The organism is Micromonospora sp. NBC_01412 (genome assembly GCF_045040215.1).
Lineage (GTDB): Bacteria > Actinomycetota > Actinomycetes > Mycobacteriales > Micromonosporaceae > Micromonospora > Micromonospora rubida.
Genome location: NZ_CP109528.1, coordinates 5897115 through 5909205, shown reverse-complemented (window position 1 = coordinate 5909205; position 12091 = coordinate 5897115). Strand labels below are relative to the sequence as shown.

Genomic DNA, 12091 nt, shown 5'->3' with positions numbered 1-12091 from the left:
CGGCCAGGAGCCGGGCGGCCGCCCTGTCTCACCAGGTGCCGCCCGGCAGGACCAGACGGACCTGGGTACCCGGACGGACCGATCGGGTACTCGCGGGACCGATGGTGAGCTCAGCGCCGATGCCCTCCGCCCGTTCCCGCATGGAGCGGGTGCCCACCCCCGCATTCGCGCTGGCCCCGGTGCCGACCCCCTCGTCCGCCACACACACCTCCAGGCCGTCCGGTCCGCTCCCCACCTCGATCGTGCACCGGTCCACGTCGGCGTGCCGGTGCGCGTTACGGACCGCTTCGGACACGATGCCGTAGACGGCGGTGGCTACGGCGTCGGGCAGGCTCAACTGTGGCGCCCGCACCAGCACCGTCAGACCGGCGGTGGCGTAGCGCTCCCGAAGCCGGTGCAGCGCCGGCAGCAACCCGCCGTCGTCGAGCAGCGGTGGCCGCAGGTCCCGGGCGATGTCCCGAACACCCACCGCCTGCCGGTCCACCTCGGTCACCAACCGTTCGAGGAGATCGTCGGCGGCGGCGATCTCGGGGAAGCGGCGGTACTGGTGCAGCATGTTGCGTCCGGCGGCGAGTGCCAGGGCGATCCCGCTGAGCGCCGGTCCCAGTTCGTCGTGCAGGTCTCGACGCAGTTTCCGGCGCTCCTCGTCGCGTGCGTGGGCCAACCGCAGGCGGGACCGTTCCAGGTCCCCCTGGGCGATCGCCAACTCGGCCAAGGCGGTCACCACGGGGGCGAGATCGACCAGCGCCGTGTTGGCGCGGCGGGCCAGGCGTTCACCGGCCCGCGGCCAGGCCCGCAGTACGCCCACCTCCTTGTCCGGGCCGGCGAGCAGGATGGTCAGCGGCGGCCCGGCGGCGGCCGGTGGGCCGTGGGGCCGGCGTGGTCGTGGTGTCGCCGGAGGGGGTGGCTCGCCGGTGAGCGTTATCGTCACCTCCGCCAGCCACAGCGAGTCGGCGATCCCGTCGGCGACGGCGTTCAGCATCTGCCGTCCTCGGTCGGTCGTGCTCAGCCGGTCGGCGACCTGGCGGATCAACGGCTGGTCCGCGTCGCCGTGCACGAGGCGGTCGACCCGGTGCCGCACCCACCGGCGCAGGGGTTGGCAGGCCGCGACCAACAGCGCGGTCATCAGCATCCCGGGCACGGCCGAGGAGGCGGGTGCCACCGTGCTGAGCAGCAGCACGCCGCCGGTGTAGGCGCCGACCGCGATCCCGGTCGTCAACGCCCAGACCAGGGTCCGGCGGACGGCGGGTTCCAGGTCCCGCAGTCGGTGCCCCAGTAGCACCACCAGAACCGATGCCGGGAGGAACGCCTGGGCGCAGAGCAGCACCAACGGTGCGAACGACACCGGGACGGACAGCGGCAGCACGGGATCGAGTGCGAGCGGCAGGAACGCCAGCGAGAGCAGCAGGGTGCCGACCGCGAGCCAGCCGAGGCCGTGCCGTTGCCCTGCGGGCACGGCGTGCCGGCGGGCCAGGACCCCGCCGGCCGCGGCCAGTCCGAGCAGGACGAGCACGGGTTCCCGCCACGGCTCGATCGCCGCCCGCACGGTGAGCAGGGTCGGGTCGGTGAGCGGGATCGCGTTCCCCCCGGGGAGGGTCAGCACGCAGGCCTGGGCCAGCGCGATGAAGGCGGTTCCGATGCCGATGGCGATCCGGGTGGCCCGGCTGAGGGGCCGCACCGGCAGCAGCCAGGGAAGGACGACGATCAGCGCGTAGAACCCGGGCACCCGGGTCCAGTCGGCGGCACCGAGCAGTTGCGCCGGTCCCCACAGGTCGGGCCACCGGTGCACGATCATGGCCCAGCAGGTGGCGGCGGCGGAGACCGAGCCGCCGACACCGGCGGCGGCCATGATCCAGGCGGCCAGGTGGGCCCGGCGCAGGAGGGTGAGCCACGCGACCACGCCGTAGACGGCGCCCACCACCAGGTCGACCAGGGAATGAAACAGCCACAGGTGCCACGGCGGGGCCGCGACCCACCAGGCGACCACCGACCCGACGGTGAGTCCACCGGTGATGATCAGCACCGTCCACGCCGCGATCGGGCTACGCCGGTCGCTGCCGGGACTCGTCATGCCGAACCTCCGCAACTGCCCCGCCCCGGTCCGGCGCGGCCGGCCCGGCGCCGCGTGGCACGTATCTTGCCGTTTCGAAGTGCTCGGTGCCACCGGGCATCCCGCCGCTGTGTCCGCGTCGAACACGCCGGAAGCCGGGCCCGTGCGTCTCCCGAGACGTCCGCCCCGCCGTCCCCGCCCGCTGGGCCTGGCCGCCGCGACCCGAAGGTCCGGCGGTACGAGTCGTGACTCGGCCGTCGTGCGGGCCGATAGGTCCTTGCCCGCCCGCCTACGGCAGGGTGACGCGCCGTGATTGTCTCGTTAGAAGCTGCTGACCAGCTTGACGAACGCGTCGTCGATCTTCGTCGTGTCGCGGGCGTCGAACGCCTTGCCCGCGGACGCCTTGGCGATCCGGTCCAGGGTCACGAAGTCGGACTGCTCGTCGAACGCGATGCAGAAAATCTTGACCGGACGTTTCGGGTCCAGCGCGACATCCTGGAGTAGCCGGGCGAGCCTGGTGTCCTTGCTGTACTCGTTCTTGCCGTCCGTCAACACGACCACCGCGTTGATCCGGGACTCGTCATAGTGGTCGAGCATGTAGCGATGTGCCGCTCGTACGGTCGCGTACAAGGCGGTGCCGCCTTCGACATGGAGACTGCTGATCTTGTCGGTGAGGGCCTTCTGGTCGAATGCCGACAGTCGGACCTCCTCGCTGTAGGGCGATCTCGGCCGCTGTTTCGTCTCGGACGAGAACGACCAGAGCGCGACCTGGTCCTCGGAGTTCAACAGGCCGAAGCCCTTGGCTGCGGCCCTGGTCGCCACCTGGAACCTGCTCTGGTCCCCGATCTTGGTGTTCATGGAACCGGACGTGTCGACGGCGACGAGGATGTTCGCCTTCTTGCGCAGCGTGTCCCAGCCGGTGAGGATCGCCTTGACCACAGCGGGATTCGGCGGGTCGAAGTAGGTAAGATCGGCTGCCCCGCGCCCGCCGACGGAGGCGACCAGCGGGTCGGACGCGTTCCGCTCGTGGTCGCGGAACCCGAGCCGGCTGAAGCTCCGCTGTTGTGGCGACTCCTGGAGGTACTCCAGAAAGTCGGCAGCGGCGGCACGCTGCTCGGGGTCGGCCGAGGGGAGGACCACGTACGGGTGGTCGAGGTTGAACGTGCCCTCCTTCGGATACAGCGCGACCAGCGGGACCTTGGGCTTCTCGCCCCGGGTCGGACTCAACTCCCCCTCGTTGTACTGGTAGACCAACTCCTCCTGCGTCACGATCGCGCTCACGTCGGTCGAGGCCGACGTTCCCGCGCCGGACAGGTCCGCTTCGGCGAGGTTCTTCAGCAGGTCCACCACGTCGTCGCTGTAGTGGGACACATTGGCCTCGATGCGGCGGACGAACTGGGTCACCTCAGGATTCACCAGGTCGCTCTCGGTGAGGTCGCTGGCCCGGTTGATGGCCGCGTAGTACGTCGCGATGATGGCCGCCAACCCGGAGGTGGACAGGTTCGGGTTGACCTTGCCGAAGGTGAACCGCCCCCACTCGGGACGACCGAAGGCGGCCCAGCCCGTCCGCCCGGACAGGCCCAGAATCTCACCCCAGCCGAGCGGCCCCTGCCGCTGGAGAAGCTCCCCCTTCGGGCGCGGCATGGCGATGACCAGCGGGCTGTTCGCGATGGACGGGTATTGGCCGGAGGTCTGCGCCGGGCGCCCGGCGGCCTCGTCCAGCAGCTTCAGCTGCCCGGTCCACAGGGTCGACGTCGGCAACCACACCTGCGGTCGCGGGAGGCCGGGCTGCTTGACGGCCCAATCGCCGGCCAACGCGTCCGTCGCCGCGCCCGAGGTGAGGCCATGTACGGCCACGGTCGCGCAGCTGCCGTCGAACCGCCGGTCGCTCTTGTTGTAGCGCTCGGCCAACTCGCCGAGCAGCACGTCCTTCTCGACCGATGCGCTGACCTCCAGCGCCGTACACCCCACGTCCGCCGCCGGCCGGACGATCAGATAGGCCGCCGCGATGACCGCGACTCCGGCCACAATGGCTGTGGTGTACGGCAACCACGGCCGAGCGTTCGGGCGACCTGCAACCATTGGTCCTCCAGCGTGTCGGCTGACGGTGTCGACATCGAGCCTTTTCATCGCGATCGTGCCGGTCACGAAGGGTGCGGGCAACCCCAAGGTCGATGGGAGCGAGGCTCCAGGTAAGACAACAGTCAACCAGGAGCCGATGCCCCGCCCGGGAGCCTCGCCGTGCTGTCTTACCCCGCCGCGATCCCGCTGTCCAGCCGAGCCCCGAGCCACCTCGCCGAGCGCGTGCACAATCACCGCCGGCGGCGTCGATCCCGACGGCAGGGCCGCCCCCGATTCGCGGACGGCTGGTGACCCCGCACAACGCCACGGCCTACTTCATAGAACTGAGCAGCCCGACGTCCGGCCGCAGCGCGCCGTCCTGGCCCAGCGACAGGAAGTCGGCCTCGACCTCGGCCCGCTCGAGCACTCCCGCCCGCACCGCTTGGTAGCGCACGGCTGACCAGAGGAAGACGTCGAGGTTGTCGAAGCGGGTGTCGCCCTCAACGACATCCTCCTCGTGGAACCAGAGGCCGACCTGCCCGTCGGTGAGCACCACGTAGAGGTTGCCGCCGCCGTCGGCGCCGATCGAGTAGACGTCGTCGTCGGTGAGCGCCGTCTGGTAGTCGGCGTCCAGGATTCCGCAGTCGTTCGCGGCGAAGTCGAACCCGTAGGACCAGTCGTACACGTCCAGGAACTGAGGCATGCGCCCTGACCGCACGCGGCGGTCGAACGCCGCCAGCGCCGTAGCGGCCACCGGCGGGAGGCGGTCGAGCATCGGCACCACCGGCCGGGTCTCCACGGGAACGGTGACGGGAGAACGGCCGGAGAACCACCGTGCGAGGTCGGCGTCGAGATCGCGCTCGACGTAACCGATCAGGTCATTGGGGGTGAGAGTCACCGGCGGATGCTAACCGGGACCTCCGACGGACCGGGAAACTCCGACCAAGCTGCACTGCTGCCCACACCGCGCGAGCGTGGTCGGCTTCGTTGAGATCATGTGCGCAGGATCGGTCATTTTACAAAGATGATGTTCTCGGGATCGCTTCCGCTGGCGATCGACGAGGTGATGGACGAGGGTGAGCGGATCCTGGTGGGGACCGGACCCCCAGTGGGACGGCGGCCTTCCCCGCGCTGCTTGGCCGCGGCGGGCCGTAGGAACTCCGCGGACTGAGGCGGGTGGGACATCCCTGCCGGCTGCTGTCAGGCGCGGCAGGGATGTCGAAGGGGACACCCGATGGAGGAACCGTGCCGGTGTCGGTGCCCGATGGCGACGGTGCCGACCGTCGCTACCAGTTGGTGGAGCCCGTCACCTGCGGCCAGGCCACCCCGGTCGGCTTGATGAGGTAGACGATGCCGCCGGAGCCGCTGCCTGTGCCGCCGCTGGCCGTGGTCCGCTTGGTTCGCAACCAGATCTGCTCGAACTGCGTCCGGGAGTAGACGTGCCGTACCGCGTTGTTGCTGGGCGAGGCCGGGTCGTTGACGATCACGTCACCGGTGGAGGTGAAGCCGACCACCACCATCAGGTGCCCGGCGGTGCCGTAGCCCGCCCCGGTCAGCTCGCTGGCTAGGAAGGACTGACTGGCCACCACAGGGATGCCTGCGGCGATGAAGTGCTCGATCTCGTCGAGTGAGTGCAGCCGGGTCACCTTCGCTTCCAACCCGGGGAAGGCGGCCGCGTACGCGGCGTTGAACGGCCAGTTGCCGGTGCCCTTGTACTGGTAGTCGTAGGTCATCCGGGCGGCGTGGTCGACCGTCGGATCCGCGTAGCTGGGGTCCACCCAGGACGTGTCGGCGGCGGAGGGCTTCCGGCCCCAGTATTCGATAACCATCTCGATGGAGGTCGGCGAGCACCAGGCTTCACCGCCGCCGCCGTACTGCGTGTAATGGCCGGTGTGGATGTTCTGCGAGTAGCGGGGGACCGTCAGCTCGGTGCCCCAGGCGATGTGGCCGGCGCTGGGTGTGACGGTGAACCGGTCCGGCACGTTCGAGCTCATCGCGCCGATTGAGCGGACCAGCGGGGAGGCGGTCTGCGCCGGGTCGCGGTAGAGGGTCAGCCGGAGTTGGTAGGCCCGCAGCAGCACCCCGGTGTTCGCGTTGTCGATGGCGAAGGTGTCGGTCCAGATGCTGGACGTTCTGTCGCCCTGCCTGTCGACGCTGGTCCGTTTGATGTCGGCGTCGCCGGAGGCCCAGCGCCCCAACACGTACCATGGGGTGCGGGTGTTGGTGGTGTAGGTGCCCTGGAGTTCGACCTGGAGCCAGGTGCCGGCCGGGGTGTCGGCGTTCCAGGAGGCGACCAGCTCGCTGGCGCCGAAGCCGACCTCGGTCAGCGGCGAGGTCCAGGTGCCGTACGCCCAGGTCCGCCTGATGCTGGTGTGGGGGTCCTTGTAGACGGTGGTGCCGACCGGGGTGCCGAGGGTGAGCCCGGCGGCGGCGACGGTAGTGCCGGCGGTGGCGCCGGCTGACATGGTGGTGCCGGACCAGCCCTGCCAGGTGATCTGCTCGTCGTGGGTGACCGTGCTGGCTCCGGTGGCCGGCCTGGTGGCCCCTGCAGGGGCGGTGGTGCCGAGGAGGGCGAGCGCGGTGGCACCCGCGAGGGTGACGGCGCGCAGCGGTGTCATGGCCATGGCAGCTCCACAGGGGTGAGGCATCGTTGTCGTTCACTGTCCCGCTTGGAGGGAAGTTTCGCCAGAGGTTTTTGTATGGAAAGTTATTGCCGGCGTGCGGATCCGGTCAAAGCGAATCAAGGCTTCTCCAGGCTCTTGCGGACCGGGAAGCGGGCTGCGCGGATGCGCCCTTCACCGCCGTGAGCTTCCCGGGCAGCGACCTCGCGTAGCAGGCGGCGGCGAGGAACTCCACGCGTCCGCGATTCCGCCCGAGCCCGCTCGGCCAGACGTTCGACCGACGCGGCGAGGAAAGGCGCCTTCAGCGCGCGGGTGAGGAACGTGACGGCCGCGAACACCCGCCTCAGGCAGGTCACCTACAACCGCTACATACTGCGCCCCGTCACCGAGTCAGACACCGGCCGCCGCGCCGGGCGAACCGGACTCGGCCTGTCCGTCATCGATGCGTGGACTGGCCAGGAGCGCCGCCCGGCCACGCTCTCCCGTGGACAACGAGGAGCACGGGCGTCGTGGAGAAGAGCCCGAGGGACAGCAGCGGGCACCCCATCGCGGTCGGGAGTTTCGTCGTCTCGGTTCTCGAAGCTCGTCGCGAGGCTCAGTCGGCCGAGAAGGCCGCAGCGGGTATCGCCTGTCAGCACCTCCGTTACGTCTTCTGGCGAGAGGGCGGCAAGCCGTACTACCCGAAGCAATTCCCCGACAAAGTGAAAGCTGGCCCGCCACGTGGCCGGCATGCCTGTGATCGATCTGCACGATGCGCGTCACACATCGGCAACTGCGGGCGCGGACGGTGGCGTGCTGAGCACGTCATGCAACACCGGCTCGGCCACGCCGTGGGTAATGTCCCTTTCGCACTACAACGCTGAGAGCTCTTCGGCGACCGGGGTCACGCGGACGCGGCACGAGACTCGGAGGTGACCACGATGCGCCTGCCAGCGGCATGGCGGAGACCACACACGGGTGAGGAAGGCGGGACCGAACCGGCCGAGTCGCCCGGCCTCCTGCGCGACCCCGACTTCCGCCGTCTCTTCGCCGCGACCGCGCTCGGCCAGCTTGGCGACCGGATCATCTTCCTCGCCATGCCCCTGGTCGCGCTCCTCGCGCTGCACGCCAACGCGTTCCAGGTCGGTGTGCTGACCGCGATGACGACCGCGGGCTCGTTGCTGGTCGGGCTGCCGGCGGGCGCGTGGGTGGACCGGATGCGTAAACGTACGGTGATGATCAGCACCGATTTCGTCCGTGCGGTCGTCCTGGTGTCGATCCCGCTGGCGTGGTCGGCGGGCCTGCTGACGATCTGGTGGCTCTACGCGGCCGCCTTGATCCACGGCATCCTCTCGGTCTTCTTCGACGTCTCCTACGTCAGCTACCTGCCGTTCCTGGTGGGCCGGGCCAACGTCGTCGAAGGAAACTCCAAGCTCTCGGCGATCCGCTCGGTGACCACGACCGGCGGGCCGAGCATCGCGGGCCCGCTGGTCGGCTGGCTCGGCGCTCCCGTCACCCTGCTGGTGAGCGCGGCCGGAATGGGCGTGTCGGGGCTGCTCGCGATCGGCATCCGCAAGCGCGAGCCCAAGCCGGAGGCGACACGGCGGCCCCGCCTCGTCCGGGAAATCAAGGAGGGGCTCGAGTTCGTGCTGCGGCACCCCGCCCTGCGGGCCGTCATGCTCGGCGACGCGATCTTCAACCTCTTCCTCGTCATGTACCAGACCATGCTCCTGGTCCACCTGGAGCGCACGATCGGTCTCGCCTCCTTCGGCATCGGCCTCATCCTGTCCGGCATGGGATGCGGCGCCCTGCTCGGCGCACTGGTGGCCCGCAAGGTCTCGAAGCGGGCCGGGCTGGGACCGACCATCTGGCTAGCGCCGCTGATCACCTGCCCACTGACCGTCCTCATGCCCCTCGCGCACCCCGGATGGTCCGTGTACGTGGCCACGGTCGGGCTCGCCTGCCTTTCCCTGGGCGGCGTCGTCCGCGTCGTGGCGCAGTCGAGCTTCCAGCAGGCCCTCACGCCGGATCACCTGCTCGGCCGGATCAGCGCGACGGCCCGGTTCGTCTCCTGGGGCGGCATTCCCCTCGGCGGCCTGCTCGGCGGGGCGACCGGCTCCGTGATCGGTCCCGCCGCGACGCTGTGGATCGGTGCGGCCGGCATGACCATCAGCGTCGTGCCGAACCTCCTGTCTCCCCTGCGCGGCATACGCGACCTGCCGACGCCGGAAAACACGGATCTCGTACCGTCGGAAGCGGGCTGACCGCCGATGCGCCTCGGGGAACGCATCCTTCGTCGGCGGACTGGCGGACGGCCCGGCACATCTGGCGGCTCGCCGACGACCTGGGAGTCGCGCACGCGCGGGCGTTGCGACCACGTGGCATGGCGCGGGCGTATCGGGCAGATCTGGTACGCGGCGATGCCGGCGCTGACGGCGGTCGCCGGGAAGCCGAGCTGGGTTCCTCATGGTCGCTGCGCGCCGCCCTATGGCGGTGACGGTGACCGTGACTGACATGGTCGTCACCGAAGTCGACACGAGTGTGGGCGATGTCTACGAGGCCACCGCGCATGCCGTTCGGCAGGCGCTGCGCGTAGAGCATCGGGTGCCATATGTGGGCTTCAGTGATCCCGATGTGGTCGCATCGTGGCTGAGGAGCATGTTCGGCCGACGGCTCGATGCCGTAGAGGAGGCCCGGCACTGGCATGAGGGACGGCGCGGGTCGGACGCCAAGAGCCTGCTGCACGCTTGGCTGTTCTTCGAAAACGCCCTGCCGATCGGCCTGCACAGCCGTTGCGGACAGCTCATCCTCGCGAAGGAAGATCCGTATCGTTCCTACCACATGAGCGAGTTCGGGGAGACCAGGGTCGGCCCGGCACAGAGTCCCGACGTGCTGCCCGGGTCCATCGGGGCCCGGCTCGCTGGCGGCGCGGTGATCGTTGGCCACGATGGCGACGCGGTCTGCGCCGGTCTCGTGCTGCGGTTCGAGGACGACGACAACCTCGTCATCGGCACGCGCGGCGACGAGTGGGTCCTCGCCGTCGGCACGGTGCCGGCGACCGCGGCTCACCACTGGGCCGTGCAACCCTTACTGCACAGCGACTCCCCGTGACGGTTACTCCTTCACCTCAGAGGGCATTCAGGTAAGGCGTATGGCAATTTGTCGGCTTTGAGTGTGGCGGCTTTAGGGATGTTTCACAGAGATAAGGGGGCATTCAAGCCCGCCGGATTGGCGCTCAAGCTGTCCGTTTAGCTCATGAAGAAGACATGGATTCCGTCTAGTCTAGAAATCCGGTCGACACTCCATGTTGGACGAGTTCCGGGCCCGATGACTTGGTCTGGTGTGGATGCTGCTCCATGAGTGCGCGCAAGGCCTACCCCAGTGACCTGTCCGATGCCCGCTGGGCGCTGCTCGAGCCGACCCTGACCGCCTGGCGACAGGCCCGGCTTGACCGGCGACCCACCGGCCAGCCAGCCACAGTGGAATTGCGGGAGGTCTTCAACGCGATCCTGTACGTCAACCGGACCGGTATCGCCTGGAAGTACCTTCCCCACGACTTTCCGTCGCACAGCACGGTGTACGCCTACTATGCGGCCTGGCGCGACGAGGGAATCCTCGCGCAGATCGGATACGAACTGGCCGGACTTGCGCGAGTGAAAGAAGGCCGTAAACCCGAACCGACCGCCGCCGTGCTCGACACCCAGAGCGTGAAGACGTCCACTAACGTGCCCGTGACCAGCCAGGGAGTAGACGCCGGCAAGAAGATCGTGGGTCGCAAACGCGGAATCATCACAGACGCGCTCGGCATCATCCTCGCCGTGGTCGTCACCGCCGCGAGCCTCTCCGACAACACCATCGGAATAGGCCTGCTCGACCAGGCCAAGAAGGCTCACCCGACGATCACCAAAGCGTGGGTGGACACCGGCTTCAAAAACGCCGTGATCGAACACGGCGCCGCCCTCGGAATCGACGTGGAAGTCGTCTCCCGAAACGCCGAGAAACGCGGCTTTCACATCGTCAAACGCCGCTGGGTAGTCGAGAGAAGCCTGGGCTGGCTGATGCTGCACCGCCGCCTGGCGCGCGACTACGAGGCCCTTCCCGCCAGCTCCGAAGCCATGATCCACTTGGCCTCCATCGACAACCCCACCAAGCGCATAACGGGCGAAGTCACACCAACCTGGCGAGGAACGTACTAGCCTCACAAGCCACAAAAGGCGTAAATCAAACGCCCTCTCAGGATCCGAGAGGCCAGCGTCGGACGCCTGGATCGGTTCCTGCGCGACATCGCCAAGGACCGTCCATCGGCGGCCAAAAGCGCGAAGGTCGTCCTGAGCCAGATGTTCGCTCTGGCCGTACGCCACGGCGCGATCCCCACCAATCCCGTACGCGAAACCGGCCGGCTGCGCAAACCTCGCCGCACAGTCGTAGCCCTCTCCGATGAACACCTCCAGGCCGTCCGTACGGCGATCTGCGACTGGCAGCGACCGGTCCCCGGTAAGCCCGGACCTCGGCACACCGGCGACCTGGCCGACATCGTCGACCTCATGCTCGCCACCGGCGCCCGCATCGGTGAAATCCTGGCCTCGCGCTGGGAAGACCTGGACCTCGCCGCCGAACGCCCCACCCTGACGATCTGCGGCACCCTGGTCTTCGTCACAGGCCAGGGCTTCTTCCGGCAGCCCTGGACCAAGAGCGAGGCCGGCTACCGGATGGTCGTCCTGCCCCGGTTCGCGGTCGGCATGCTCCTGGCCCGCAAGCTCGTCGCCGCCGACAACCCCCATGACGCGATCTTCGCCTCCCGACGCGGCACCTGGCTCTCGCCCAACAACGTCCGCCGTCAGTGGCGCCAGGCCCGCGCCGACACCGACCTCGCCTGGGTCACCCCCCACACCTTCCGCAAAACCGTGGCCACCCTCATCAAGGAAGAGACGGACACCAAAAGCGCCGCGGCACAGCTTGGGCACTCCAGCGAAGAGGTCACCGACACCTACTACATCGCCAAGCCCCTCCAAGCCCCGGACGTCTCCGGCATCCTTGAACGACTCGGCGCCGGCCCCAACGGGCACCCCGCATCCGGAGCGCACAACGATGCCCATGGATGACAAACCTGGTCGCCGACCCGGTAGGTGGGGGGTTTTCGGGGGGAGGTTCAAAACTTCATAGATAAACATCAAAGCCCTGACCAGCATTTCCGCTGGTCAGGGCTTTCTGTCTGTCGGGACGGCCGGATTCGAACCGACGACCCCTTGACCCCCAGGACGCTTCGCCACACGTCCACGCACGTCACGCACGCTATCCCCAAGATCAGGCCGTGCGGTCGACGTCGTGCCGCGTACCATCGCGCAGGCCGTGTGGTCCCCACTTGGTCCCCGGGACGCTG

The 12091-nt window shown here is 68.9% G+C and carries 7 protein-coding genes and 3 pseudogenes; 5 read left to right on the top strand and 5 right to left on the bottom strand.

The window, feature by feature from the left end; all coding sequences use genetic code 11:
• Positions 1-28 precede the first annotated feature (28 nt).
• Both OG617_RS26130 and OG617_RS26125 read right to left on the bottom strand, forming a co-directional pair.
• The gene (locus OG617_RS26130; RefSeq protein ID WP_405095581.1) at positions 29-2071 is read right to left on the bottom strand and encodes a sensor histidine kinase; all 2043 of its coding nucleotides are present in this window, start codon (positions 2069-2071) and stop codon (positions 29-31) included.
• 300 nt (positions 2072-2371) lie between these two features.
• Positions 2372-4078, bottom strand: coding sequence for a substrate-binding domain-containing protein (locus OG617_RS26125; RefSeq protein ID WP_405095580.1), 1707 nt, complete (start codon positions 4076-4078; stop codon positions 2372-2374).
• A 213-nt stretch (positions 4079-4291) separates the two neighbouring features.
• Between OG617_RS26125 and OG617_RS26120 the strand changes: the two are divergent.
• Positions 4292-4387: pseudogene (locus OG617_RS26120) on the top strand (IS5/IS1182 family transposase); the annotation flags it as partial.
• A 55-nt stretch (positions 4388-4442) separates the two neighbouring features.
• On the opposite strand, the gene OG617_RS26115 reads toward OG617_RS26120, so the two are convergent.
• From OG617_RS26115 to OG617_RS26105, 3 genes and pseudogenes are all read right to left on the bottom strand, one after another.
• Positions 4443-5009 carry a hypothetical protein gene (locus tag OG617_RS26115; protein WP_405095579.1) on the bottom strand — a complete coding sequence of 189 codons (567 nt, stop codon included), beginning with the start codon at positions 5007-5009 and terminating at the stop codon, positions 4443-4445.
• Positions 5010-5397: 388 nt separating this feature from the next.
• Entirely contained in the window at positions 5398-6735 is a 1338-nt protein-coding gene (locus OG617_RS26110) for a C39 family peptidase (protein ID WP_405095578.1), read from the bottom strand.
• Positions 6736-6857: 122 nt separating this feature from the next.
• Positions 6858-7088, bottom strand: a pseudogene (locus tag OG617_RS26105) (IS21-like element ISAau2 family helper ATPase IstB); the annotation flags it as partial.
• 564 nt (positions 7089-7652) lie between these two features.
• Between OG617_RS26105 and OG617_RS26100 the strand changes: the two are divergent.
• The 4 genes and pseudogenes from OG617_RS26100 to OG617_RS26085 form a co-directional block, all read left to right on the top strand.
• Positions 7653-8975 (top strand): MFS transporter, encoded by a 1323-nt coding sequence (locus tag OG617_RS26100; RefSeq protein ID WP_405095577.1) that lies wholly within the window; start codon positions 7653-7655, stop codon positions 8973-8975.
• 250 nt (positions 8976-9225) lie between these two features.
• On the top strand, positions 9226-9822 hold the full coding sequence (locus OG617_RS26095; RefSeq protein ID WP_405095576.1) for a hypothetical protein: 597 nt from the start codon (positions 9226-9228) through the stop codon (positions 9820-9822).
• A gap of 245 nt (positions 9823-10067) precedes the next feature.
• Complete coding sequence (locus tag OG617_RS26090; RefSeq protein WP_405095575.1) at positions 10068-10907, top strand: IS5 family transposase; 840 nt, start codon at positions 10068-10070, stop codon at positions 10905-10907.
• A gap of 36 nt (positions 10908-10943) precedes the next feature.
• Positions 10944-11813 (top strand): annotated as a pseudogene (locus OG617_RS26085) (tyrosine-type recombinase/integrase); the annotation flags it as partial.
• Positions 11814-12091 lie beyond the last annotated feature (278 nt).